This is a genomic window from Rickettsia bellii RML369-C (assembly GCF_000012385.1).
In the GTDB taxonomy this organism is placed as follows: Bacteria; Pseudomonadota; Alphaproteobacteria; order Rickettsiales; family Rickettsiaceae; genus Rickettsia; species Rickettsia bellii.
This window is the reverse complement of sequence record NC_007940.1, coordinates 1,002,581-1,029,026: the sequence shown is the minus strand read 5'-3', so window position 1 is coordinate 1,029,026 and position 26,446 is coordinate 1,002,581. Positions and strand designations below refer to the sequence as shown.

Sequence of the window (26,446 nt, the reverse complement as noted above, 5' to 3'; positions counted from 1 at the left end):
TTCTCATTATTATTCTTGCGAATATTATTGCTTCTAAATTTCAACTAGTCTATATATAATTCTTCTTAATTATAAGCCTTAATTAAAAATATGGAAAAACTTATCGGTTCAATTTTATTAATTGTAGGTACTTGTATAGGTAGCGGTATGATAGCCCTGCCTATGGTATTAGCAAAAATAGGTTTAATACCTAGTATAATATTAATGTTTATAATTTGGTTTCTAATGTATTATACTTCCTTAATTAATTTGGAACTTAACCTTCAAGCCGGTAAAGGTTTAGCACTAGGAAGACTTGGAAGATATTTTTCAGGACGTATTGCTGAAATTATCGGTATGGTGAATCTTAAAATTCTTTTATACGCTTTACTGGCAGTTTTTATATATGGAGGTTCGTCAATAATACAAAACTTATTATCCTTAGATATAAGTATAGTTTATATAGGAGCATGGTATGCCGTTATATCTATTTTAGTATTATTGCTACCGTTAAAGTTAATAGATTATATAAATCGTTTGTTATTTATTGGGATACTTATAGTAATAGCAATTTTAATTATAGGACTTATTGCTATGATTAAATGGTACAATTTACCATTATTTTCATCAAGATATAAAGAAATATTAGTATGGAGTGAAATAACGCCTGTAGTTTTTACTTCTTTTGGTTTCCAAGTAATTTTTCATACTTTAACTAATTACTGTAATAAAAATGCTAGAACATTAAAATTAGCATTCTTATTTGGTACTTTAATTCCAGCAATAGTATATATAATTTGGACATGTAGCGTTCTTACTGTAATACATCATGAAAATCCGGTATTTTATCAACAGATGGTTGTAGGCAATGTTGAAGTAGGAGAGTTAGTTAAAGAATTAAGCAGTATAGCAAAATGGCAGTCCGTACAATTGCTAGTGTGGATAATTTCTACTTTGGCTATAGCTACCTCAGTAATTGGTGTAGGTGTAGGTCTATGTGATTCTCTTAAAGTAAGTTTTTCAAACCTAAAGTGTAATTCAAGGATTCGTGATATAATAGCTGCTTCTACTACTATATTACCAGCTTATATTGTAACAATACTAATTCCTAATGCTTTTATTACAGTTTTAGGGTTCGCCGGTATGATACTGGTAATAATTGCAATTTTATTGCCTGCTTACTTATTATATAAAGCAAAAATAAAAAATTTTTATTATCCTGAACTAAAAAAGAAATATTTAATTTTTATATCAGTAATTATCGGAATATTTATTATGGGATATGAACTTACTAATACGATTATCGGTATTTTATAAGTATATTCGTTTTATTTGAAAAATTGGCGACAAAGTCTTTTGCTGATAATCCTCACATACTTTTTGTACGCTGCGGTTATCAGCTTCAAGCCGCCTTGCTCTTTTCCAAATAAAACTTCGTCTATCCAACTCTTCATTTATTAGCAGTATATATAGCTCGGTCAAACACTAGATGGTCCTAAGTTTTATACAACTATTATCTCGGATGCACTGGATATTTTGTTTCTAGATTAACAAATTTAGAATATTGACTGTCATAGAAAAGTTGAACATTACCAACAGGACCACTACGGTGTTTTGCAATTATAATATCGGTAATATTATGTGCTTTACTCATATTATCTTGCCATTCGGCATATTTTTCGGCATGTTTAGGATCGCTTGCTGCTGGCTCTTTTCTGCTTAGATAATATTCTTCTCGGTAAATAAACATAACTATATCGGCATCTTGTTCAATACTTCCTGATTCTCTAAGATCGGATAGCATAGGTCTTTTATCCTCACGAAGCTCTACGGCTCTTGATAGCTGAGATAATGCAATGACAGGAATATTTAATTCTTTTGCTATAGCTTTTAAACCTTGGGTGATTTCTGAAACTTCATTAACCCTATTATCGGATTTACTTACACCTCTAATTAATTGTAAATAATCGACAAATAATATACCTAAATTATGCTTGCGTTTCATTCTTCTAGCACGTGTTCTTATAGCTGAAATAGTTAAGGCAGGAGTATCATCAATAAAAAATGATAATTCTGATAAAGCTATGGCTTCTTTGCGAAGACGATTATAATTTGCTTCATTAATCATTCCCGTACGAAGAGTAGTAGAGTCAATTCCTGCACTCATTGAAAGCAAACGTGTTGTAAGCTGCTCTGAGGACATTTCTAGAGAGAAAAATCCCACAGATTGCACCTCTTCATTATCACGCTTATTTTTAATAAGCATATTATTGCAAGCATTTAAGGCTAGATTTAAAGCAAAGGCTGTTTTACCCATTGCAGGACGTCCTGCAAGAATTACAAGATCAGAATTATGAAAACCAAATAATTTACTATCTAAATCAATTAAGCCAGTAGATATACCTATTACATGATCGTTATTTTTCATTGCTCTGTTTATACTAGCAATCGACTCTGAAATGGGTATAGCAATTTTGGTAAAGCTTTTTTCATTTATCCCTTCACTAGCTAAATCATAAAGCTTAGATTCGGCTCGTTCAATTTGTTCTTTTGCTTCAAACTCTAAAGAAGAATTATATGCGTCGTTTACTACTTCTTCACCGATATTTATTAAATAACGTTTTATTGCTAAATCATATATTATTTTACCATAGTCAATAGGATTAATTACCATCATTGACATAGTGACTAATTTTGCTAAATATTCAGCTCCCTCCATTTCATGAAAAAGCTCATCATTTGCTAGCATACTACGTAATGTTATAGGGGTAGCTATTAAACCTTTCTCGGTAATTACTTCAATTCCATTATAGATTTTTTGGTGAATAGGTTCAAAAAAATGCTCACTGCGTAAAAATTCTGATACATAATTTAGCAATTCATTATTAGTTAAAATTGCTCCAAGCAACATTTGTTCTGCTTGAACATTTGAAGGTAAAACTCTTGCTAATACAGTACTTGCTTCATCGTTAGCTATATTTTTATCGTTGTTTGTTTTATTACGTGCCATTGTTGTTTTTAGATATGTTTTTTATTGATTAACGAATAAGTATAATTTTACAATTCACTTGTAGCTTAGCCCAGGCTTTATCAGCTGTATATACAGGATAGCCTGTAGCTAAGCCTAAAGCAATACATGCACGATCTCCAAGTGATAAACCTAAATGTTTAGTTTGTTTTTTAATATTTGCTGCAAGGAAAGATTGTTCTTGATCAAATGCAATAATAGAATTAATTAATGGTTCTATAATATCTTTACATTCTTGATAGGATATTTTATCTAATAAAATACTGGCTACCTCAGAAATATTAACAGAAGACATGCATATATTACCTAAGAATGTTTCAAGCTTTAGATTAGTAGGCTCGTTTTTTATTAGAGCCAAAAGAGCAGAGGCATCAAATATTACACTACTCATTTTTTGCTTCATTTCTACGTTCAGTAATTAATTTATCTACTAAACTTTCTTCAGGAGAGTAATATTTATTAATAATATTACGAGATTTTTTTAATGCTATGCTTAATGGAGAAATTATCATCTCATTTTCTTTAAGAATAAATACTACTTTATCACCTTCTTTTAAATGTAATTGTTTTCTATATGAAGCCGGTATAGAAATTTTACCACCCTTGGCTATTTTTGCACTATTTACCATATGTATATCATCTATTCATAAAATTATATATTATACCAAAAACAATAATAGTACTAACTAATTTTCACTTAAAGCCCACTCCATCTTTTAATCAGATTAGTTTCGATATCGAAAAGGTCTAAAACTCTAGCGATAGAGTGGTTTACTATATCATCTATCTCTTTAGGTTTGCTATAAAAAGCCGGAATTGGTGGTGCTATAATTCCGCCATAATTTGCTACTTTCAGCATATTTTCAATATGTCCTATATGCAGAGGTGTTTCGCGAGTCATTAAAACGAGCTTTCTTTTATCTTTTAATACTACTCCTGCTGCTCTAGTAATTAAATTATCTTCCATTGCATGAGCAACGCTAGCTAAAGTCCTCATACTGCATGGTGCTATTATCATGCCAGAAGTTTTAAACGAACCACTTGCAATAGCAGCTCCTATATCTTTATTGCTATAGTGATGATTTGCAAGAGCTTTTACTTTTTCTATAGAATATTCAGTTTCAGCTTTTATAGTAAGAGCGGCTCCATCTGAAATAACTAAATGAGTCTCTATATTTTGTTCTTTTAATACTTCAAGCAAACGAATCCCATATATTGCCCCTGAAGCTCCAGAAATTGCTATGATAATTTTTTTCATCGATGTTTTTATAATTTATTAGTTTAGTATATAATAAAAAAAATTATATAAAACAAATTATATATGCAAATAGCGAAGATATTATTATCAGCAGTAAAATTATTTCCTCTAGATTACTTAATCCCTGAAGATTTATCATTAAATATAGGTGATCTTGTTGTAGTGCCTTTTAGAAATAAGGAATTAACCGGCATAGTATGGGAATTTTCTAATGTTCCTGAGGTAAAAAAGTTAAAAACTATAAAAGAAAAAGTACCGTTAAATTTAACTATAACTTCAGAAGTTTTAGACTTAATTAAATGGATGAGTAATTACTATATGGCTGAGCTTGGTAGTATAGCTAAATTAGTATTACCAGTAGATATAGCCGAAAAGCCAATTAAAGTTAAAGAACAGAAAATAAATAATAATTTTACGTTGCCTGATTTATCAGAAGAGCAAAAACAGGCGTTACAAATGTTAAACGATAGCAATAAACCAATTCTTATTAAAGGTGTTACTGGTTCAGGTAAAACAGAAGTTTATTTTTATCTAATAGCAGAATATTTAGCGAAAGGTAAGCAAGCACTTGTGATGCTTCCAGAAATAGCACTAAGCACGCAAATTATTAATCGTTTTAAGGAGCGTTTTGGGTTTGATCCTATAATATGGAATTCGAGCGTTACAAAAGCTCAAAAGAAAATGATTTTAAGAGGTATATTAGAGGATAAAGTTAAGATAGTAATTGGGGCTAGGAGTAGCTTATTTTTGCCTTTTAAAAACCTTGGGTTAATAGTTATTGATGAAGAGCATGACGATTCTTATAAGCAAGATGATGGTGTGTTATATAATGCAAGAGATACTGCTATAGTTAGAAGTACGTTTGATAAAGCACAAATAGTTTTATGTTCGGCAACGCCCTCTATTGAGACAATGTATAATGCAAATATAGGAAAATATAGTGTAATTAACTTAAGTAGTAGATATAAAAACGCTGTTTTACCGAATATTGAAATGATTGATATGACAAAGGAAGAGCTACCTAAAAATTGTTACTTGTCTAATATTCTAATAAAAGCCATCAAGAATAATCTAGAAAACAAAGAGCAAACGCTTTTATTCCTTAATAGAAGAGGCTATGCCCCTTTAATGCTATGTAAATCTTGTGGTCATAAATTTACTTGTAAATATTGCTCTAGTTGGATGGTAGTGCATAAAAGCTCTAAAAAGCTTGAATGTCATCATTGTGGTTATCAAAGTAAGATTTTTAACTCTTGCCCTGAATGCTTAGAAGATGAATCTCTAGCTATTTGTGGTCCTGGAATAGAAAGGATAGAGGAAGAGGCAAAAACGCTTTTTCCAAATAGTAAAATTGCTGTAATAAGTAAGGATCATGTTAAAAATCCAGAAAAGATAGCTCAGCTTCTACATCAAATGGAAAATCTAGAAATTGATATATTAATAGGAACACAAATGATAACAAAAGGTTATCATTTTCCAAATCTTACTTTAGTTGGGGTAGTCGATGCCGACCTTGGAAGTAATCATGCTGATCTTAGATCAAGTGAGAGGGCTTTTCAGTTGCTTCATCAAGTAGGGGGTAGAGCAGGGCGTGGAAACTCTAAAGGTATGGTATATTTACAAAGCTATTATCCTGATAATATTATTTTTAGTTATATTAAAGATGAGCGGGAAGATAACTTTTTCGTCAATGAGTTAGAAGTGCGGAAAGCTGCTGATATGCCGCCATTCTCAAAAATGGCATCAGTAATTTTATCCGGCACAAATGAGCATAAAATTTTAGAGGTTGCTAAGAACATGGTACGAATTGCTCCAGAAGCACAGGTGAAAATTTTAGGACCAGCAAGCTCGTTAATGTCAAAACTTGCTGGTAAATATCGCTTTCGAATACTTATTATTGCTGATAAAAAATTTAATCTGCAAAAATATTTAAAATTTTGGTTAGAGCTGATTAAAATCCCATCCTTTTGTCACATAAAAATAGATATCGACCCAAAAAGTTTTTACTAACCTCTTTGTTTAGTTTTGCTTTTAGGCTTAGTTTTTTTAGGTTGGAGATTACTTTCTAGAAGTTTTTTTGTTGTAGATTTAGCTGTTAAAGGTTTGGTAGCACCTCGTACTTCTTCTTTAGCTTCTTTGGTATTTTGTTTAGCATTTTTTACTGCTTTCATATAATAACGCACTTTCTCAATTTCGTCAGTATATCCTTTATTACCTATATTTTTGATAGCTTTTAAACTGTGCTTTATAACATTACCAATATTTTTCCAAATAAGAGTTTTATCTGTTTTTGTAGGTTCTTCACACCATTTATCTAGTTCTTTTAGCTTTGCTTCTACTATAGGCAAAACAGTTAATTTTTGAGATTCTTTTATACTAGGATCTATATGATCTAATTTTCTGTTGTAAGTTTCAATAATATCAGTTACTTTTTCTTCAAATTCTTTATAATGTCTAGTTTGCTTTAAATTAGCTTTTATTTCTTCATTCGTTGATAGTTCCTTAAGTGTGGAAATTATGCCATGTAATCTTTGTTGTTGAATATCACTAAAAGCCTTATGTAGAGCATCTTGTTTTTCTCGTCTATCTACAGCTGCTTTATCTTGCTCCTTTTTAGGTTTTGTTTTAAATATGTTTGTTATATCTTGTATTATACCCATAATAAATATCCTAAATAAATTTAACCATATTAAAATATAACTACTAATAGTTTATAGTTTTCAAATCTATTTTATCAAAATATAAAAATTTCTTTTTGTGGTGCGATATTTTTACTATAAAATATTTAACTATTTTTTTACAAATCAGATAATAGAAATAGCAAGAGTTTAAATCTATGGCTTTATACTCAAAGTTTAAAATAATCTAATATAATAATTTTTGACTATTGTTATCGTATATGTGCTTTATTTTTAGGAGTATAATTCGGTGTTAAAGAAGGTGCTAAAGAAGTGGAATTTGTATTATAATGTTGAGTTTGTTGTTGAGTTCTATTTCTATACTTTTTTATTGGGAAAATTTCAATGGTATTGAATTTATCATGGTTATATTTAATATTCATTATATTTAGTTTTTCATCTGATCTTGCTTTCTCAATTTCTTTTTGTTTTTTTCTACTAGCTCTAAATCTAACTCTATTCCATTATATATAAATTTTCCTGTACTAATATCTTTAGCTGCTTCTTTTAATTCTTTACCTATTATAGTATGAATTGTTCCTAATTCATTTGCTCCTTTTCCTATTTTACTAACATATTCTGCTTTTACACCCCAGTAACTATCAGTCTTGCTACTTTCAATTATTGCTATTTCTAAATTATATAATGCAAGTGCTGTAATTGCATACTCTTTGCCCCTTTTGCCTCCATTTTTAATAAAATCTCTTTGAATGTTAGCCATTATATTATGCTTTTCTCCTTCATGCCAACCTTTAGGACTTAATTTATCTAGACCACTTATTCTTGTAAATTTTGATGCTTCATCTTCTTTCAAGCTTTGTATGTATTTCACTATTTCTTGAACAGATTGAAATATTGAAAGATTTTGTTTTTGCTGATAAATATTAGCTATTTTTAATATTTCATTTTCATAACCTTGATTGATTAATAGTTCAATTTTTTTTGCTTGAAATTCAGTTTCACGACACATTATCGAATCATATGGATCAGTATTTACAAATAGACCAGCAATCGAATCATTTTGATTTCTACATGCTATTCCAATTAAAAAACGAGATAATGTATTTGATTTTAATTTATAAATTTTTTGTTTCATTTCATTAATTTATAATTTTTATTTACTCTTATTTTGTTCCCTAGATATATGGTTTTTATTCGGTATAAACCTAATGGAATCAGAAGGAGTATGCTTTATAACATTTCTTATTTTCTCTACAGTTATTGAAATATTTTGTCTAGAATTTTTTATGGCATGTAAATAGAAATTTATTTTCTTTTTTTCTCGCTCAAAGGTTGTTTTATTACCTGCATTTAAGATAGCTAGTATTGCATGTTTTACTACCTTGCCAAAATTTCTCAATATATGAGTTTTATCAGTATTTATATTTTTATCACACCACTCTTCTAAATCTCTTAATTTTTGTTTTAATAATGGAAGTTCTTTTTTACTGTCTGTATTTATAATATTATTTACTTTTTCTTTAAACTCTTTATAATTTTGATTTTGTTTTAGCATTTCTATTATATCAGCTTGTAATAATTCTTTAAGGTTATTTATTATACTAGGGATTCTTTTTTCTTCGGCTAATTCTTTCGATAAAATATCTTCTATGGACTTGTAATTTTCAAGTTGAGGAAAACTGTCTTTTTCAGAACGTAGGCTTTGCATAGTTGATAAAGCTGTTAGTACTTTATCTTCTAATTCTTGTTTATTTAACTTTTTAGAATTTTCATTAATAATTGCCTTATCTTTTTCTTCAAGTTCAACAAATAAATTTTTTATATCTTCTTTATGAGTTATAAAATCTTTTAAGTCATCAATAGTACTTAAAGTATCATTTTGTAAGCGATTATTAACTAAGTTAAATAATTTGTGTAAATTATTTTCTGTATTATTACTATCTATATCATCAAAAAATTTTTTTACTTCATTATACGTTACTTCATTTTTATTTAAGGAAATTAATTCTTCGCCTTTATAAGTAAAACCATATTTAGGATAGTTCTCAATATTTGTTTTTGCTAATAATTCTTTAATTTCTGATATAGTAGGATTCTAAGGTATTAATTTCTTATTTTTTACTATAGTCATAGGTAAATCCATATTATATTTTTCAGAAACATAATATTTTGCTTCCAAAGCATATAATTTATGCTCAAGATCATCATTTTGTAGAGCTATACCAATAAGTCCTTTAGGATATAAATTAGCTATTATTTCGTTATAATCTTTTTGAGGATTATCTTTTAAAAAATTTTTATATGTTTTTAGAAATTTTTCTTTTGAGTGGGTTTGAACAAATTTTTTATTATCAAGCCTCATATTAAAAAAATCTTCTGTTCTACGTGCATTATCGGTCCAAAAATCATGCGGCATAAAATGCCTAATGGTAGAATCATTTGCATTATATAACAAACCTATACCTGTAAAAAATAGAGATATATTTACCTCGGGTACAAGAAGGGTGGCACTTCTTCCTCTATTACCTTCACGTTCAATATTTTTATAATATCCGTCTTGACGATATTGATATAAGTATTTAGTTTCGTCTTCAATACGTCCGGTTCTTGCTATTATATTTGACTCTTCAAACAATTCTTGTAGCTGTTTATTGCTTATTTTTTTGCTAATGCCCTTAAAATCTTCTTCTACCTTATCTAATGCAGTCTTACCAATCTTATTCTTAATATTTATATCAGCTCCTAACTTTATTAGTTCTTTGATCATTTCCCCATTTTGTGCTCTTGCTAAAATATGTAAAACTGTTTCACCATCTGCATTTCTAGCATTGATATCAAAACCAAGTTTTTGAAAATTTTTTATTATTTCAAATTGACCATTTTGAGCTGCTATATGTATTGGGGTATTGCGTTGTTTATCAACAAATTGAGTTAATATCTTTTTACCATTATCATGATTTTTCTTTACTAAATATTCTAGTACTTCTTTATTCCCTCCAGTAGCAATATAATATAAATAATTTTGTCCATTTTTATCATTTATATTATTTAAAAATTCTTTTTTAAATAAATATTTTGTTGCAGTAAGGTTACCGCTTTCTAAAGCTTGACAGAATAGCTCATATCTATTTTTTTTAAATTTAGCATTATTTTTTATTAGCAATTTAAATATTTTAGAATCGTTAATACGAATAGCATATTCAAGAGGAGTAAAACCATAGTAATCGACAGCATTAGGATTAGCTCCACTTTTTATCAATTTTAGTACTATATTATGGATATTTTTAATATTGACTTGACGTTTATTAGCTTGAAGAATTGCATTATGTAAAGGAGTACGTCCTAGTTTATTTTGAGCTTCTGTATTTGAACCGGCTTTTAATAAAATTTTTGCCATTTTTGATGTTTTTAGCATATGCAATGCAGTTTCACCAGTTATATCTTGAGCTTCAACATTAATATTATGGTTAATTGATATTTGTGCTTTTTTAATGTTATTTCGTTCAGCAGCCTGATGTAATAATGTTCTATTAAATTTTCCTATAGTAGTATTAATATCATTTGCGGGTTTCAATAAGATTGAAAATAATTTATTATGTAAACGTGATAAAGCACGTAAATCCATAGAATTAATATTTATATTTGTTTTTAGCAGCAACTCAAATGTTTGATCGCTTGCTGAATTATACATAGCTAATTCAAATAAGTTTCTCCCATTTTGAGTTTTAACATTTATATTTGCTCCAGCATCAATTAGCAATTTTGCTAATTCTGGTTTATCATTTATAATAGCATATTGTAAAGGAGTTTTACCAAGCTTTCCACGTTTGCCGAAACTATCTATTTTTATAGTATTCGAACTAATTAATTCTTTAATTTTATCAAGATCATAATCCTCTATAGCTTTTAAAAACTTTGCTTGGTTAATAGTATTAAATTTTATATTTGGTAGTGTAGAAACAGAAAGGGTTTTAGACGTTTGTAATAATACATGATCAGGCATAGGAGGTGGAACTGATATAGAAGAATTTTTAGTATCTAAATTTAGATGTGATTTATGAGTTTCTTCCCAAGCTTTTATCTGTTTTGGGGTGGGTTTTGGAGCAACGGCAGGCTTTCCAGATTTTAATTTGGATTTAATATTCTTAATTTCATCTAGTAGTTTTGTATCTTTGTGCATAATAAACCTCAATAAAATATATTTTTTTGTTGTGTGGTAATTTTGCTTTAAGTTTAGAAATTAAAAAAGAAATAAAACTATTAGTCTTTAACTTTTTACAATATGGGGGACCTTAATTAGAAAAATTTTAAAATAACAATAATTTAAAAAGTTATACACTTTTTAAGAAAAAATAAGTTTTTTTTGTAATATAATAAATTAATATATATAATAATTATTATTAATGATGAGATATATTATGTACCCACTTATTAGACTTAGAAGAAATAGAAAAGCTGCTTGGCTTCGTGATTTAGTTGCTGAAACTACTCTTAGAGTAGAAGATTTGGTATTACCTTTATTTGTTGTGGAAGGGCATAATCAGCGACAAGAAATTAAAACTTTGCCAGATATATATCGCCTATCTATAGATCAGGTGATAGAAACGGCAAGAAAAGCAGCGGATCTCGGTATTAAAGCTATAGCACTATTTCCCTGTATTGATCAAAGTTTAAAAAACGAGAATGGTGACGAAGCTTATAATCTAGATAATTTAATGTGCCGTACTATAAGAAGCATTAAAAATGCTGGGATCAATATTGGAATAATATGTGATGTTGCACTTGATCCTTATACTACGCACGGGCATGATGGCATAATACATAACGGCGAAGTGGATAATGATAAATCGGTAAAAGCCTTATGTAACCAAGCTTTAACTCTTGCAAAAGCTGGTGTTGATATTGTTGCTCCTTCTGATATGATGGATGGTAGGATTATGGCTATAAGAGAATATCTTGACAAAGAGCATTTTATCAATGTTGGGATTCTTGCCTATGCTGCTAAATATGCTTCAAGTTTTTACGGTTTATATCGTGATGCAGTCGGTAGTACTAAGAAAACTTATTTAGATAAGGCAAGTTATCAATTGGACATACGAAATATTAAAGAAGCAATGCTTGAGATTGAACATGATATAGCAGAGGGAGCTGATATGGTCATGGTTAAGCCCGGTATGATGTTTTTAGATGTTATTCGTGAAGCAGCTAATAACTTTAATACTAAAATTTTTGCTTATCAAATTACTGCGGAATATGCCATGTTAAAATTTGCAGCAAATGCCGGAGCTATAGATTTCGAAAAAGGTTTATTAGAATCATTAATTAGTTTTAAAAGAGCAGGGGCAAGCGGTATATTTACTTATGCAGCTCTTGAAGCAGCTGAACTATACCTTTGATACTTCAAGATTTATTTGGCAAGCCAAATTGTAGGGTTTGTCTTTGGTCACGTAGTTTATCTACGCTTGTGCAGACTCACCGCTTATTTGACTTACCAACTTTTGAAGTATCTGCGGTATATTTAAGAAATAAATTATTTTAGAGAGGTAAAAATGGCTACAAGCAATAAACCATTACTAAAAAATAGAGTTGAGTCTTTAGAGCCGGAATTAAGTTTAGATAAGAAATCAGCTTTTAAAGATTGGAAATTTTTAAAGCCTAAAAGTGGTGGTGCTAATGAAGCAGGGGAGTACGGTGGAGTATATCAAAATGCGGATGGTAACATTACTGCAATGATAAAACAAGAAGCTTCATCATCAAAAAATATAGCTGAATTTTTAGGGTCTAAATTTTTTGCAGCAATAAGCCCTGGTAATGGTGCTGAAGTTAGTTTAATTGCTCCAGATGGTTTTAGCAAATCTAAAAATAGTGATTCACAAATATATGTTAAATCTGAATTCTTTAAGAATTACAGTAGTGATATGTATGTGGATATGGATAAACATATGTCTGCTGAAACTAAACCAAGTTCTTGGTTTAGAAAAGATGGGGGCAGACCACTTTTTATGGGAGCCCGAAATAAATTATTTAGAACTTTAGAAAATGCTTTTAAAGAAGTTAAATATCAAAATTTTGAAAATATCATGCCGACAAGTTTGTTGATTGGTGATTTTGATATACATGTTGGAAATATAGGGGTTATTAGAGATGAGAAAAATCCAAAAATTTTACCTAAATTAGTAAGAATTGATTTTGCTGGTAGTTTTGATAAATTAACAAATCAAATTTATTCTCATTCAAGAATGAGGCATTTACCTGGCTTTGGTCCTACTAATCACTTTAGAGAATTTCCGTCTAAATTAAGAAGAAGTCCTGAACTTGGTGATAGTTTAATTGCGGCTTCCAAAATTAATTTAACCAAAACTATTAATGAAAGTTTTGATGAGCTAACTAAATATTATAGTGACGAAGCAATAGCAAATTTTGCTAACCAAGCTATGCCAGGACTATTTAAAAAATCTGAAAAAATAACCCCGCAGCAGGTTAAAGATAGCTTATTAGATGTGATGCTAAAAAGACAAGAATCTTTAAAAGAGTATGGTCTTGAAATAAAATTAACCAATGTAATTTCAAAAAAATATACTTATCCTTATTTTGAAATAAAAGAGCAAGAATTAAAATCATTAATGAAAGAACATCCTAATTACTTTGAAAAAATTCTTAAAGGTGAAGAAAGAAAAATAGGAGGGAAAAAACTTAAATTACGAGACAAAGTTAGTTCTACTTTAAACAAAATTCTAGAAACTCTAGGGATTAGACCTAGTGCAAAAAAACACTTAATAAAAACAATAAAAAGCTTAAATGAAGAAGTTAATAACGAAAAAGATTTAATAGATTTTTCAAAAGAAGTTGAGACAAAAAAAGTTAAAGCACCAACTAAAGAAAAAGCTAAAGCTAAAGAAAAACCAAATTTATTAGATTTAAATGAAGAAGATCTAAAAGCAATTAAGCATTTAAAAGAAGAAATTTTAAAACCAACAAAGCTAAAAGCAGTAGAGACAACTAAGCAAGATTCAAATTTTTATTTTATTGAAAGAAAAGGCTAGACGTTAACAAAAAGATTTGTTATAAGGAATTATCTGAATTTTCCAGATGCTTCTAATGTTCCTCGGTAGCTCAGTGGTAGAGCAAACGGCTGTTAACCGTTCGGTCGCTGGTTCGAGTCCGGCCCGGGGAGCCAGTACCTATAATCTGCTATTTCTTGCAGTTTATCAAATAAAAAAGCCAAAGAGTAATCAAGGTTTTCGTCCCTCAAACTAGGTTCACAAATACAAAATTTAAAAACTCCCTTTTTTCTTTAGAATAATAATAGAGTTTAAATTACTAACATATTAATAATTTGATTGACAAAAAAATAAAATATGTGTATAGTACGCATTAATTAAAAATAATCAATTGTTAGAGAGATTAATATGTTTAATAAACTAAATCGCTGTACTCTTGCTTTAATGTTACTAACTAGTAGCATGTCATTTTCTGCTTTACCTACAAAGGTAGTTGATCCTAATTATGAATATTTCGATGACGATATTCTTAATGTGATAGAGAATCGTGTGGGCAATAATAATCCGAATATACACATTGTACCGATATATCCAATAAATGCTCCAGATGAGTTTGTAGAACCAGCTGCTATGGAAATCGCTAATAATTTAAATAATGGTAAAGTATCTTTAATATATAATAATCTTGGTGGTCATTGGACTGCATCAGTAATACGTAAAGATGCATCAGGAGCGGCTACATTATATTACAACGATCCTAATGGTGGTTCATATACTTCTACATCATTACTTAAAGCAATAAGAACTTTAAGACCTGATATCCAATTACGTGACTTACAAATACATCAACAAAGTGATGGTACTTCTTGTGGTGCATTTACTGCTGAAGATCTTGTAGTTTTAGCAGAGATGAATGATGATGAATTGACATTGGAATCAGCAAGAGCATTACTTTCCAATATAAAAGATGCACAAATGCTTCGTAACAAACACGCAGGTATCGTTACTCAAGAAAATAGAGAAGAAGTTACTAAAGGAAATAGAGAAGACGTTATTCAAGAAGATAGAGAATACGACACTCAAGAAAATATAAAGTATGTTACTCAAGAAAATAGAGAGTATTTTGAAGATAAAGATAAAGATAAAGATAAAGAGGAAGTTTTTAATTCGGCTAAAGATAAAAAATTTGTCGAGCAATTAAGAAAAGCATTACCAGGTAGTGATGCAGAAAAATTTGGAAATAGTCTTGATGAATTAATTGAGGAGCAGCAAGTAAAAGAAGCTTTTTCTAAGTTAACTGATCGTCCAAAAGAGCGAAATAGCGAAATTATACGTGCAGCGTTAAGACATGCATTAACAGATACTCATAATTCTGCAATGAGTGCGATACATAGCAGGTTAAGTAATGGACCTTTAGTAGTAGCAGCAGGTGATGATGATGTAGCTGGTGATACATGGCAACATGGCGTATGGGCTAGGGCATCAATTAGTCACAGTAAAGATAAAGCAAGTAATAAGACAGCAGAATATTTTAGTGGTTATAAAACAAAAGGACATAGTAATACTATAGGTGTTGATACCTTAATAAACGATAATCTACTTCTTGGTTTAGCATATACTAACGCTTACACAAGCATAAAGCCGCAAAATCAAAATGCAGGTAATGTAGACAAAGCCAGAACTAATATGTTCTCATTATATAGTTCATATAATATACCAAATTATAATTGGTTTGTAGATGGTACTATATCTTATGCAGAAAGTGTTATAAGAGGTAAAAATGTACGTAATGGTAACGAAGTAGCATCAAGCAAATATAAATCACATTTATATAGCGGTAGCGTGTCTTTAGGATATAATTATCATACAAGTAATGACATCTATATTACACCAAGCTTAGGTATGACAGGTTCTTTAATTAAAGATTCTGGATATAAAGAAACTGGAACTAACTTTCAGAATTTAAATGTTGCGAAGAAACATTATAATAAATTAAGCAGCACATTAGGAGTTAGAACATTTAAGAATATAAATCAAGGTAAGTTAACTATAACACCTGAATTATATAGCTTTGTTAATTATTCTCTGAAAAATAAAACTCCTAGTGTTAATGCTCAGTTACAAGGTATAGATGAGACTTTACCAACAATTAACTTTAAGAGTAATAAAGTAGATTATAATTTAGGTGTCGGTCTTTCATTAAAACATAATATGATGGAATACGGCATTAATTATACTGCTACTTTTGCTAAAAAGTACGAAGCACATTCAGGTAGTTTAAAAGTACGAGTAAATTTCTAATCTAATCCTATCTATTGCCAGGCGGTCTTTGACCGCTACGGCTCAATTTTCAATTTTTCCTTTGTCATTCCGTGATGGTATTGCCCACGTGAATCAGTTTCGTCTCTGTCATCCCGTGATTTATGAACTAGAGCCAGTTAAAAATACTAATAAAATTAGTATTATTTATTATTTTCTGGATCTAGTTAGCAAGCCACGGTATTGTAAGAAAAGAAAGTGATATAATATAAGTTATAAATGTAATATAAACATTTATAAGAGAGTGTTAATACCCTATATAATGATATAGGGTATTAAGCGGGCATAAGCGACCGTCACGGTATAGTAGGTTTTATACGACCGGAGTCATCAAGGTACTATAGCCCGACTCTCGAGAAGTTTGAATAGTTGGAAGGGATGCGATAAGCACGCCCGATTACAATCCTAAACAATATAAAATCTCGAGGTACATATGATAAAATATCACAAACATATAGGAATTGATATAGGAAAATATAATTTTGTAGTAGGAATAGAGGGCATAAAAGATACAAAAGAATATGAGAATACAAGTTTCGGTATATTTGAATTTATTAATGATAATAAGGATATTTTAGCAAACTCTCTAACTGTAGTTGAAACAACAGGCGGATATGAACTAGAGTTATTGTATAGCTTATGTGAAAGAGGTTATGTAGTACATAGAGCAGATGCAAGAAAGGTAAAGAATTTTATCAGATCATATGGTAATAGTGCAAAAACAGATAAGTTAGATGCTAAAGCATTAGGATTATATGGTAAGGAGCGAGCAGATAAGCTTGAAGTATTTAAGCCTGAATCAAAACAAAATATACAATTATTTCGGTTAGTACAAAGACGGAATGATTTAAAGCAAATGTTAGTTGCCGAAAAGAATAGATTACAACAAGCAAATACAGATAAGTTTGTTAAAAATAGCTGTATAAATATGATAGATGTTTTAAGTAATCAAATTACAGAGATTACTAATCAGGTAGAAGTGATTATATCATCAGATCAGCTGTTAAAAGCAAAGCATGAGATATTGAAAGAGATAAATGGCATTGGTAATATAGTTGCTTTTGAGTTATTAATATTATTACCGGAGTTAGGGAAGTTAACAAGACGGCAGATTGCTTCTCTTGCAGGGCTTGCTCCAAAAGCTAATGATAGTGGTAAATATCAAGGATATAGAAAGGTAGGACATGGTAGAGCAGGAGTCAAGCCTATACTATTCCTTGCTGCTATGTCAGCCCGTAATAGCAAGACTTCTGGTTTAAGACTCTTTTATGAGCGACTCATTAACAATGGTAAAAAGAAAATGGTCGCTCTTACCGCTTTAATGCGTAAAATTATTGTCATCGCTAATGCTAAATTAAAATCTCTTCTTTTTAATTTAAAACATAGTTGATGACTACCTTAGGGCATTTTTTGATCTACGCAACAATGCCGCCACGGTATGACAGAGGGAACTGATCCATGCAGGAAAAGCCATCCCGCTTCCATATTTCTCTACTATTTATCTTATTATTTTCTTATTTATTAGTTTTAATATTTTATTAAATACAATATGCTTACACAGTTGGTAGCTTTTAGCAGCATTGTTGTGTGGCTCTAAAAAAGTGCTCGATGTTATCTTTTTAAAATAAAAAGCTTAGGTATCTCGCTTTATGCTGGATTTCAGCCGTTGCTAAGAATGACATTGAATAAAAACTATCCGGTACTAATGATATTGGGCAATAAAAAAAGTTTATGGTAAAAGAACGTATTAATTCGCTAAGAAATTTATTTGAAGAGCATAGCATAGATGGTTATATAGTTCCGTCTAATGATAAATATATGAGCGAGTACGTACCTGAATATGCTAAAAGGCTTGAGTATATTACAGGTTTTACCGGCTCAAATGGTATGGCTGTTATATGCAAAGATATAGTGCTATTCTTTACTGATGGTAGGTATTTAGAACAAGCACGCAAAGAACTTGATCTAAAACTGTTCAAAATTTTTGACTTAAAGGACATATCTAAATTTGCTTGGAAAGATTATTTAAGTAGAGCAGGGTATGATCCGGAATTATTTACTTACCCTGCTATAGCTAATCTACTGGATTCTATGGATAAACCATGGGATGACAATCTACAGAAAATCAAAGGTAATCTAATTGATAAAATTTGGCAAGATCAACCATTAGAACCAAATTCCCAAGTTTACTTACATGATATCCAGTTTGCGGGTGTCTCTCATATAGAGAAGATTGATAAATGCCGTAACACGTCATCCCGTGGTTTATCCACGGGATCCAGAAAAATAGATACCGAAGAATATTCTTTAATCATCCTAGATAGCTCTTCTATATGCTGGTTATTAAATATGCGGGCTAGCGATGTTGCTTATACGCCTTTAATGTTTGCTAAAGTGATAATTACTCCTGAAAAGTTATATCTATTTATTAATCCTGCAAGAATCAGCCCTGAAATTATTAAAGAGCGTCCTGAAATAACGATTTTACCTGAAGAAGAATTTGAGAATATCTTAAAAGATCAGGATAATATTTTTATCGATGATAGCATAGCATCTATTCATATAATGGATTTGATAGCGGATAAAAAAGTACATAAAATTAAAGATCCTTGCTTAATGCTTAAAGCCTGTAAAAATGAAGTAGAAATTAAGCATGCTATAAATTTTCATATTAAAGATGCAGTAGCTTTATGCGAGTTTTTTGCTGATTTGGAGGAAAGTAGTCATTGCAAGAAGACGCAAAGCGTCGACGAAGCAATCTCAGGAGAATATGAGGAGATTGCCACGCAGTCTGCGACCGCTCGCAATGACGAAATATTAAACGAATATACTCTTGGTCTAAAACTTACCGAATATAGAGCCAAGCAGGGGGGCTATGTTTCAGATAGTTTTCCGGCTATTTGTGGCTTTAGGGAAAATAGTGCAGTCATTCATTATAGAGCTGATGCTAAAACCGCTAAGAAGATTGAGGGGCAGGGGATATTGCTTATCGATTCAGGCGGTCAATATAAGGGTGCTACTACTGATATAACAAGAACAATTACGATAGGCACCGCTACCGATGAGCAGAAAAAACGTTATACGCAGGTGCTTAAAGGGCATATTGCTTTAGCTAAAGCCAAATTCCCTAAAAATATCATTACGGGAGCAAATCTTGATATCTTAGCACGGCAATATTTATGGCAAGACGAGCTGGATTATCCTCATGGCACAGGGCATGGGGTTGGAAGCTTCTTAAGCGTTCATGAAGGTCCGCAAAGTATAAATCTTCGTAATAAAACGATTTTGCAGGCTGGTATGATTTTATCCAACGAACCAGGATTTTATATTCCTAGGGAATATGGTATCAGGATTGAAAATTTAATATATGTAAAAGAAAATAACGGCTGGCTAGAGTTTGAAACTCTAAGCTTAGTGCCTTATGCCAAAGAATTGATTGATGTTAAATTGCTTAATAATGATGAAATAAGTTATATAAAACATTATTATCAGAAAATTAAAACACAAATTCATCATTTATTATCCCCAGCTGCTAAAGAGTGGCTTGATAATGAAATAAATTTATTTTTATAGCTATTATTGTAATTGACGTTTCTACTATTTATTGGTATAAAGTCTATAACTATGTCACATATTGTGTAATACGCACAAGTGTCAACTCAAACATCGGTGTCATCTAGTTGCTTGTCCACGGGATCCAGTAAAAATACTAGTACTAGTATTTTTTATTATTTTTCTGGATTCTCGTAATGACGGGAATGACATCAACACAGCAAATTCATACATTGGGACGTCGCCAAGTGGTAAGGCAACGGTTTTTGGTATCGTCATCCGGAGGTTCGAATCCTCCCGTCCCAGCCAACTAATTTCTAAATTACTTATTTACATGTATTGCTAACTTTCAATAGATTTGAAGATAAATAATTATCATTTTCTAATTATATTTTTAGTTAAATATCTATTGTATTTTTGAAACTCTCAAGTATAATTTATTTATTACTTTAATTAAAAAAGGATAGGGTAGTTCGCTCAGTTATCCATCATAATTATTTATTGGCAGTTATGTTTTTATTAAATAAGCTACTAGGAGTCTTAGAAGCTACATCAAATACTACACCTGATAAAATTAAAATTCCAAGAAATAATTTGTACTTTTTAAATGGTGGATTCGTAAATAATGAAGTAATTAATATGTTAAAAGATAAGCCTGTGAGTGATATTCGTTTTTTTCGTGCTAAAATAATAGATATTGATAATTTTGTAAATGTTTTTAAAACACATATTTCTTTAACTTCTGTTACTTTAACGGGATCAATTCCAACAGAATATCCTGAAAAAACAGCTAGTGCTTTATCAGAATTAATTATGACAACTACTACTATCACTTATCTTAATCTTAGTAGTAATGAGCTAGGTAATCGTACTGGAATTTATAGTGGTATTTTTTCTCCTGATAGAGGAGTTCCAGCCTTATCAAAAGCTATTGGAATAAATAATTCTATAACTAACCTTGATCTTAGGGACAATGAGCTAATAGATAGGGATATATTTTTTTTAGCAGAAGCTTGTAAAAAGAATACTTCTCTTAAAACGCTTAATCTTTCTTGGGGTTATATAAGTAAAAAAGGAGGTGAGTTTTTTTTGGATGCTTTTGAAATAAACTATTCTTTAACTACTTTAGATTTAAGCCATAATTTTTCTACGGTTGATTATATTTCTGAAAAAATTGAAAAATATTTAGAAAGAAATAAATCAAAAGAATTAAATAGAAATAATGAATTAACCGAGAATAAAACTCAAAATTTTGAAACAGAACAAGAATTTACAAATTTTTTAAAATCAAAATTCGTCGGTCAATGTGATCTTTCAAGTCCTATGATTAGGAAAAAATATGCAAATATAGTTGAAGATACAGAAAACGATGTTATTCTAAGCGGTAGTAACCAAGAAGATAGTTTATTTATTTAATGCGAATAAGGCTTTAAATACAGCTAAATTAAAGGAATAATTGGTTTGGATTAATTGGGAATGACATACGAGAGGGAGTTACCTTACTCAACAATATATTGGTAGTGATGGGGTAACTGTTTTTAAATTTAATTGTTCTATAATCTACGTTATGAAAATAAAAATTTATAAATATAAACTAAGGTTATATTGTTTAAAAATCAGCCAATATAATAAAATTTTTAGAAGTCTGTACTGGGATTAAACCATGAAAATATATCATTACCGTTAATATCCATTTTGAAACAGTCAAAATCATATTCATAAGGATTAAAAGAAAGTTGGTTTTTATCGAGATTAGTAATATTGGGGCTCTGTCCTAGAATTTCTGTAAATTCCAAGATAGCCCGTTAAATTCGTTGGTCAAATTTTATTAAAAAATGAGCCATAGCTTCTCCCCAGTTCTGGATTGGCATGTTCCATTTTCTCGTAATATAGTTTATTGTCAAGTAGAGAGTTTTAAAAACAGAGTCGTCATTTGGAAAAATTCGTTTATTATTGGTAACTTTTCGTAACTGGCTATTAGCCCTTCAATAGCGTTTGTTGTGTAAATAATTCTTCTAATAACTTCTGGATATTGCAAGAAAATTACTAAATTATGCCAGTTATTTTGCCAAGATTTTGCAATATGCGGATATTGCTTGCTCCATTTTTTATCAAAGTCAGCTAAAGCACTAAGTGCTTCTTCTTCATTTATAGCTTGATAAATTAGCTTTAAATCAGTTGCTAGTTCTTTCCTATCTTTGTACGAAACATACTGCAAACTGCTTCTAATTTGATGAACAATACAAAGTTGATGTTCTGCTTGCGGATATACTGCAGATATTGCTTCACTCATGCCGGCAAGGTTATCACTACAAGCAATTAAAATATCTTTAAGTCCTCTATTCTTCATTTCAGTAAAATTAGCAAGCCAAAATTTTGCTCCTTCATTCTCACTAATCCACAATCCTAAAATATCTTTCTTTCCTTGTAAATCAATATCTAATGCAACATATACTGATTTATTGATTATTCGCTTATCTTGCCTAACCTTAACTATTAACGCATCAAAATATACTATAGCATAAACTGATTCTAAAGGTCGATTCTGCCAACTCCTTACCTCGTCCATTACATTATCGGTAACACGGCTTATCAAGCTCTCACTTACTTCTGCTCTGTATAGTTCTTCTAGCTGTAACTTAATATCTGATAAGCTCATCCCTTTCGCATAAAACGATAATATCTTATCATCTATCCCTTCTATCCTACTAACCCTCTTAGGAACTAATATAGGAGTAAAATCTGCTTTCCTATCTCTTGGCACTTCAAGCTCAACTACCCCGCTATCAGTTATTAGACTCTTCTTACTTATTCCATTGCGACCATTATCTACTTCTACTTTTTATAACCAAGATGATCTTCCATCTCAGCTTCTAATGCTCTCTCAAACAAATTCTTTGTTAACTGCTTCAGTAACCCATCCTTCGCAAAAATTTTACTTATATCCGTATTTTTATCTATTAATAATTCTACTGCTTGTTTTATTCTTTCTTCATTCGTGTTTTGCATAGTTATTCCTTTAAATTATATTTATTTACTTTATTTATATAATCTATTCAGAATTTACACAAATTTTCGAACAGAGCCTAAAATTTATCAAATTTAATGTTTTTACTCTTGACTCTTAAGACGGTAGATTGTATCTCGCTAATAGTCATACCACGGGCGTAAAGGGAAATAACCGTATCCTCAAACCCAGCAAACCTTCTAACTCCTTTAGGAATTAGCTTAGGTTCAAACTCTCCCTCTCTATCATGCGGTACTTCGATTGTTATCTTTTGACCACTGTCATCTATTATTGTTTTTTCTGTTATACCATTCCGACGATTGTTATCTATCTTTGGTACTTTACTATGCCTAGAGTAACCTAATTCTTTATCTAGTTTGCTCTCAAGTATCCTCTCTACTAATCGCTTCTTTAGTTGCTGAAACAACCAGCCTTTGCCGAATCGCTCAGAAGGGTTGGCTTGTGATAATAGCTCTTCTACTAGTTCATTATTTATATCTTTTTTTCTGTATCTTGTTCTAATTTTTTAGCCATATTCTACTCTGTTTAAGTTGTTATTTTACAGTAATTCTTTATCTGTTTCTTTAACAACTTACACAAAATATATTACAGACTCCAAGGGGAAAATCAATCCACGCAGGCAAAGCCTAATGAGAATGACTTTTTTCTAAATCTTAACTAATATATGTCTTTTTTTACCGGCAGAGAGTTTAATAACCTTATTATCAAGTAAGAAAGTAGTATTAATTACCATATTCTCGTCTTCTATAAGCTGATCATTTACTTTAGCTCCTTTTCCTCTTATAAGTTTGCGGGCTTCAGATTTAGAGGTAGCAAGCCCGGCTTCATGAAATAGTTCAAACGCAGTAATGCCTGCTTGTAACATTTCCGGCTCTAGAACTATGGTAGTTAAATTTTCGTCAATTTGTCCTTGTTCAAATATTTTTACTGAAGTCTCTAAAGCGTTCTTGGCTTCTTGCTTTCCGTGACAAAGTTTAGTCAATTCATAAGCGAGTTGCTTTTTAGCGGCATTAATATCTTCAGCTGCTAAATTTTCAAACACTACAAGCTCTTCATTTGTTAGCTCGCTATATAGTTTAGCAAATCTAACTATGTCAGCATCTTCACAGTTACGCCAATATTGGTAATAATCATATGGACTTAGCAGATCTTCGTTAAGCCATACAGCACCTGCAGCCGTCTTACCCATCTTAGCCCCTGAAGCGGTTGTAAGTAACGGCGTTGTCATGCCAAACACTTCTTTGCTACTTATTTTGCGAGTTAAATCAGCTCCCATTACTATATTACCCCACTGATCACTACCGCCAAGTTGCAGGCTACAATTATAATGCTTGCTTAAATAGTAAAAATCATAGGCTTGCAGCAACATATAGTTAAACTCCAAAAAGCTTAAATGTTGTTCTCGCTCTAACCTTAACTTTACTGAATCCATAGTTAACATGCGGTTGACAGAAAAATGGCTGCCGAAATCTCGTAGGAAATCTAAATAGTAAAGTGAATCTAACCACTCTGCATTATCTAGCATGATAGCATCGCTTTCACCATCGCCAAATTTAATAAATTTTGACAAAGATTTTTTGATACCTTCAGCATTTCTAGCTATATCTTCTTTAGTTATAGTTTTACGTGCTTCATCTTTGCCTGAAGGATCACCAATTTTACTCGTACCACCGCCGATAATCACTATTGGCTTATGCCCATGCTTTTGCAGTAATCGCAATATCATTATCTGCATTAAACTACCGATATGTAGAGATGTTGCTGTACAATCAAAGCCAATATAAGCAGCGATCTTACTTTCTTTTGTTATACTAGTTAACCTCTCTAAATCGGTACATTGGTGGAAATATCCTTTATTTATAAATTCTTCTATAAAAGTCATATTATTAATTTCAAAAGCCATTAAACCACGCAGTTTGGTATATATTAAGTAAATTGTCAATATTCAAGAGTGTCATTTAGGTAATAATTTTATATTTATAATATATTTTAACTTAAATTAATTTTAATTAACTTGTTAGCATTTTTAAATAATGATTTAATTAAATAAACTTAATAAGGAATTTTGATATGTCAAAAGATAGCGATGGAAAAGGAAATATACTTAATAAGGAACAAAAAGAAAAAATTATTTTAGAAAGATTAGAATATGTTGAAAAAGATATAAAAAATTTAGAAAATTTTGCAGCAGGTCAATTTGCAAATAAAGTTAAAGCTAACAAAAAACCAATCGACGTAAAGGATGAAGAGTTTCAAAAGGAATTAAACGCAACAATAGAAACGGAAAAGAATCAGCAAAGTAAAATTGGAGGGGTAAATGCGGTAATAAGCCTTAAAGCAACTTTAACAGATTTAAGGGAGTATTTAGTAGAAAAAGGCGTTCTTCCAGCGGTTTCTGATGGAAAAGATTTTGAAGAATTTCCTGCAATAAAAGAAAGAATAAATAATTATGGTAAAGAATTTAGAGAAAAGTTTTCAACTAATGAAAAAGTGAATGCAGCAGTAAAAAATCGTGTTGAATATGAAATTATAAATGAATCTTTGGATTTTAAAGAATTGAAAAATGATCAATATATACCATTAGATAAAGAAGCTAATAAAATGCTTATTAATCAAATATCTAATGAAGTAAAAATACCTGAAGAGCTTTATGAAAAAATCATGAAAGGTAATGAACAACTTAGATCAAAATTAACATATCAAATAATTAGACCTGAAGTAGAAAAAGCTTTTGGTAATCCTAAATTTAATTTTACTCAAGATGGTTATGATTATGAAATAACCACTTTAGATAACTCCAAATTAACGCCAGAAAATATAACAAATTTTAAAAACTCATTAAATGATAAACTTGAAAAAGCTAATGATAAGTTAATGGCGACAGAAAAGCTAATGGAAAAGGTTAAGACACAAAATCCTGATCTTACCAATACTCAAGTTGAGCAATTTGAAAAAGCTTTATCTAAATTAGATACCAAAGACTTAACTCAGCATAAAGATACATTAGTAAACACGATAAATGAAGTAAGTAAAACCAAGCTTGGCTTTGCTGAAAAAATCTACACCATGGTTACCGGAAAAGATCAAGAGGTATATTTAAATAATAAAATAGATGGAATATTAGATAAAAGACTTTCTAGCATTATTAGCTCTCAAACTCCTAGTGTTCAAAGCCCAAGTTCTCAAAGTGCTAATATTAAGCAAGTTTTAAACAGCCCAACAAGTAATTTTGCCAAAACAAAGGAAATGCAAAAATCTGTGAATAGAGAAAGTAGTTCTCAAAGTGCTGATATTAAACAAGTTTTAAGTAATCCAACAAGGAGTTTTGTTAAAACAAAAGAAATGCAAAAAGCTATTAATAGAGGAAGTATGATAAACACATCAAGCTCTATTTCAGTACCTACCACTCCTTATAAATCTATATCTAATAAAAGTAAACAAGATGAAAGATCTAGATAATCTAAATGATTACAAACTTCTGTAAGAAAGTCGGCAATCTCATAAAAAAATATAAAACGCCTGAGGTTGCTTTGTTAATTATTTCATAATTTCTTCGCAATAACTATTCAAGTTTTGTCTAATAATCCCTATAAATATAAGTAATATTAACTATTTATTAAAAAATTAATATTCTTGCTTGAC

General features: G+C 30.4%; 18 protein-coding genes, 2 tRNA genes and 3 pseudogenes. 11 read left to right on the top strand and 12 right to left on the bottom strand.

The genetic code is table 11. The features are described 5' to 3' along the window. Positions 1-90 precede the first annotated feature (90 nt). Positions 91-1,194: pseudogene (locus RBE_RS08010) on the top strand (amino acid permease); the annotation flags it as partial. Between the two features lie 298 nt (positions 1,195-1,492). Here RBE_RS08010 and RBE_RS04815 read toward each other — a convergent pair. The 4 genes and pseudogenes from RBE_RS04815 to RBE_RS04800 all read right to left on the bottom strand — a co-directional run bounded on the left by RBE_RS04815 (position 1,493) and on the right by RBE_RS04800 (position 4,265). After that, positions 1,493-2,989 (bottom strand): replicative DNA helicase, encoded by a 1,497-nt coding sequence (locus tag RBE_RS04815; protein ID WP_011477591.1) that lies wholly within the window; start codon positions 2,987-2,989, stop codon positions 1,493-1,495. A gap of 28 nt (positions 2,990-3,017) precedes the next feature. Next, positions 3,018-3,398 (bottom strand): type II toxin-antitoxin system VapC family toxin, encoded by a 381-nt coding sequence (locus RBE_RS04810; protein WP_041804875.1) that lies wholly within the window; start codon positions 3,396-3,398, stop codon positions 3,018-3,020. A 115-nt stretch (positions 3,399-3,513) separates the two neighbouring features. Next, a pseudogene (locus tag RBE_RS09630) lies at positions 3,514-3,636 on the bottom strand (AbrB/MazE/SpoVT family DNA-binding domain-containing protein); the annotation flags it as partial. A gap of 68 nt (positions 3,637-3,704) precedes the next feature. Continuing rightward, positions 3,705-4,265: a UbiX family flavin prenyltransferase gene (locus RBE_RS04800; RefSeq protein WP_011477588.1), complete on the bottom strand. Its 561-nt coding sequence runs from the start codon at positions 4,263-4,265 to the stop codon at positions 3,705-3,707. Between the two features lie 63 nt (positions 4,266-4,328). Here RBE_RS04800 and RBE_RS04795 point away from each other — a divergent pair, with 63 nt between their 5' ends. Beyond that, positions 4,329-6,275 (top strand): primosomal protein N', encoded by a 1,947-nt coding sequence (locus RBE_RS04795; RefSeq protein WP_011477587.1) that lies wholly within the window; start codon positions 4,329-4,331, stop codon positions 6,273-6,275. Here RBE_RS04795 and RBE_RS07580 read toward each other — a convergent pair. The 5 genes from RBE_RS07580 to RBE_RS04775 form a co-directional block, all read right to left on the bottom strand. Next, on the bottom strand, positions 6,272-6,925 hold the full coding sequence (locus RBE_RS07580; RefSeq protein WP_011477586.1) for a hypothetical protein: 654 nt from the start codon (positions 6,923-6,925) through the stop codon (positions 6,272-6,274). The two genes, RBE_RS04795 and RBE_RS07580, sit on opposite strands and share 4 nt — an antisense overlap. A gap of 230 nt (positions 6,926-7,155) precedes the next feature. Further along, a complete protein-coding gene (locus RBE_RS08925; protein WP_187145738.1) occupies positions 7,156-7,326 on the bottom strand; it encodes a hypothetical protein in 171 nt (56 codons plus the stop codon). 5 nt (positions 7,327-7,331) lie between these two features. Continuing rightward, positions 7,332-8,039 (bottom strand): hypothetical protein, encoded by a 708-nt coding sequence (locus tag RBE_RS04785; protein ID WP_011477585.1) that lies wholly within the window; start codon positions 8,037-8,039, stop codon positions 7,332-7,334. An 18-nt stretch (positions 8,040-8,057) separates the two neighbouring features. Continuing rightward, the gene (locus RBE_RS04780) at positions 8,058-8,612 is read right to left on the bottom strand and encodes a hypothetical protein (protein WP_011477584.1); all 555 of its coding nucleotides are present in this window, start codon (positions 8,610-8,612) and stop codon (positions 8,058-8,060) included. Between the two features lie 387 nt (positions 8,613-8,999). After that, complete coding sequence (locus RBE_RS04775; RefSeq protein WP_011477583.1) at positions 9,000-11,084, bottom strand: ankyrin repeat domain-containing protein; 2,085 nt, start codon at positions 11,082-11,084, stop codon at positions 9,000-9,002. Positions 11,085-11,322: 238 nt separating this feature from the next. Between RBE_RS04775 and hemB the strand changes: the two genes are divergently transcribed. The 8 genes from hemB to RBE_RS04735 all read left to right on the top strand — a co-directional run bounded on the left by hemB (position 11,323) and on the right by RBE_RS04735 (position 21,192). Continuing rightward, on the top strand, positions 11,323-12,300 hold the full coding sequence (gene hemB, locus RBE_RS04770) for a porphobilinogen synthase (RefSeq protein ID WP_012151873.1): 978 nt from the start codon (positions 11,323-11,325) through the stop codon (positions 12,298-12,300). 153 nt (positions 12,301-12,453) lie between these two features. Beyond that, positions 12,454-13,947: a hypothetical protein gene (locus RBE_RS04765; RefSeq protein ID WP_011477581.1), complete on the top strand. Its 1,494-nt coding sequence runs from the start codon at positions 12,454-12,456 to the stop codon at positions 13,945-13,947. Positions 13,948-14,006: 59 nt separating this feature from the next. Beyond that, positions 14,007-14,081: transfer RNA gene (locus RBE_RS04760), tRNA-Asn, on the top strand. A gap of 232 nt (positions 14,082-14,313) precedes the next feature. Continuing rightward, positions 14,314-16,206 (top strand): autotransporter outer membrane beta-barrel domain-containing protein, encoded by a 1,893-nt coding sequence (locus tag RBE_RS04755; RefSeq protein ID WP_011477580.1) that lies wholly within the window; start codon positions 14,314-14,316, stop codon positions 16,204-16,206. A gap of 451 nt (positions 16,207-16,657) precedes the next feature. Next, positions 16,658-17,614, top strand: a complete 957-nt coding sequence (locus tag RBE_RS04750; protein ID WP_011476719.1) for an IS110 family transposase — start codon at positions 16,658-16,660, stop codon at positions 17,612-17,614. Between the two features lie 341 nt (positions 17,615-17,955). Continuing rightward, positions 17,956-19,797, top strand: coding sequence for an aminopeptidase P family protein (locus RBE_RS04745; protein WP_011477579.1), 1,842 nt, complete (start codon positions 17,956-17,958; stop codon positions 19,795-19,797). A gap of 213 nt (positions 19,798-20,010) precedes the next feature. Beyond that, positions 20,011-20,085 (top strand) — tRNA-Gln (locus tag RBE_RS04740). 201 nt (positions 20,086-20,286) lie between these two features. Further along, complete coding sequence (locus RBE_RS04735; RefSeq protein WP_011477578.1) at positions 20,287-21,192, top strand: hypothetical protein; 906 nt, start codon at positions 20,287-20,289, stop codon at positions 21,190-21,192. A gap of 389 nt (positions 21,193-21,581) precedes the next feature. Here RBE_RS04735 and RBE_RS07575 read toward each other — a convergent pair. The 3 genes and pseudogenes from RBE_RS07575 to tyrS all read right to left on the bottom strand — a co-directional run bounded on the left by RBE_RS07575 (position 21,582) and on the right by tyrS (position 24,686). After that, a pseudogene (locus RBE_RS07575) lies at positions 21,582-22,785 on the bottom strand (IS256 family transposase). 77 nt (positions 22,786-22,862) lie between these two features. Next, positions 22,863-23,279, bottom strand: a complete 417-nt coding sequence (locus RBE_RS04725; RefSeq protein WP_081423330.1) for a transposase — start codon at positions 23,277-23,279, stop codon at positions 22,863-22,865. Between the two features lie 171 nt (positions 23,280-23,450). Beyond that, on the bottom strand, positions 23,451-24,686 hold the full coding sequence (gene tyrS / locus RBE_RS04720) for a tyrosine--tRNA ligase (RefSeq protein ID WP_011477574.1): 1,236 nt from the start codon (positions 24,684-24,686) through the stop codon (positions 23,451-23,453). 188 nt (positions 24,687-24,874) lie between these two features. On the opposite strand from tyrS, the gene RBE_RS04715 reads away from it, so the two are divergent. Next, the gene (locus tag RBE_RS04715) at positions 24,875-26,263 is read left to right on the top strand and encodes a hypothetical protein (RefSeq protein WP_011477573.1); all 1,389 of its coding nucleotides are present in this window, start codon (positions 24,875-24,877) and stop codon (positions 26,261-26,263) included. Positions 26,264-26,446: the final 183 nt, after the last annotated feature.

What these genes read in the sequence shown, in the direction of transcription:
- RBE_RS08925 (WP_187145738.1), bottom strand. Translation starts at nt 7,326, where the DNA reads ATGAATATTAAATATAACCATGATAAATTCAATACCATTGAAATTTTC.
- RBE_RS04755 (WP_011477580.1), top strand. Translation starts at nt 14,314, where the DNA reads ATGTTTAATAAACTAAATCGCTGTACTCTTGCTTTAATGTTACTAACT.
- RBE_RS04815 (WP_011477591.1), bottom strand. Translation starts at nt 2,989, where the DNA reads ATGGCACGTAATAAAACAAACAACGATAAAAATATAGCTAACGATGAA.
- RBE_RS04785 (WP_011477585.1), bottom strand. Translation starts at nt 8,039, where the DNA reads ATGAAACAAAAAATTTATAAATTAAAATCAAATACATTATCTCGTTTT.
- RBE_RS04735 (WP_011477578.1), top strand. Translation starts at nt 20,287, where the DNA reads ATGTTTTTATTAAATAAGCTACTAGGAGTCTTAGAAGCTACATCAAAT.
- RBE_RS04780 (WP_011477584.1), bottom strand. Translation starts at nt 8,612, where the DNA reads ATGCAAAGCCTACGTTCTGAAAAAGACAGTTTTCCTCAACTTGAAAAT.
- RBE_RS04745 (WP_011477579.1), top strand. Translation starts at nt 17,956, where the DNA reads ATGGTAAAAGAACGTATTAATTCGCTAAGAAATTTATTTGAAGAGCAT.
- RBE_RS04750 (WP_011476719.1), top strand. Translation starts at nt 16,658, where the DNA reads ATGATAAAATATCACAAACATATAGGAATTGATATAGGAAAATATAAT.
- RBE_RS04775 (WP_011477583.1), bottom strand. Translation starts at nt 11,084, where the DNA reads ATGCACAAAGATACAAAACTACTAGATGAAATTAAGAATATTAAATCC.
- hemB (WP_012151873.1), top strand. Translation starts at nt 11,323, where the DNA reads ATGTACCCACTTATTAGACTTAGAAGAAATAGAAAAGCTGCTTGGCTT.
- RBE_RS04810 (WP_041804875.1), bottom strand. Translation starts at nt 3,398, where the DNA reads ATGAGTAGTGTAATATTTGATGCCTCTGCTCTTTTGGCTCTAATAAAA.
- RBE_RS07580 (WP_011477586.1), bottom strand. Translation starts at nt 6,925, where the DNA reads ATGGGTATAATACAAGATATAACAAACATATTTAAAACAAAACCTAAA.
- RBE_RS04715 (WP_011477573.1), top strand. Translation starts at nt 24,875, where the DNA reads ATGTCAAAAGATAGCGATGGAAAAGGAAATATACTTAATAAGGAACAA.
- RBE_RS04800 (WP_011477588.1), bottom strand. Translation starts at nt 4,265, where the DNA reads ATGAAAAAAATTATCATAGCAATTTCTGGAGCTTCAGGGGCAATATAT.
- RBE_RS04795 (WP_011477587.1), top strand. Translation starts at nt 4,329, where the DNA reads ATGCAAATAGCGAAGATATTATTATCAGCAGTAAAATTATTTCCTCTA.
- tyrS (WP_011477574.1), bottom strand. Translation starts at nt 24,686, where the DNA reads ATGACTTTTATAGAAGAATTTATAAATAAAGGATATTTCCACCAATGT.
- RBE_RS04765 (WP_011477581.1), top strand. Translation starts at nt 12,454, where the DNA reads ATGGCTACAAGCAATAAACCATTACTAAAAAATAGAGTTGAGTCTTTA.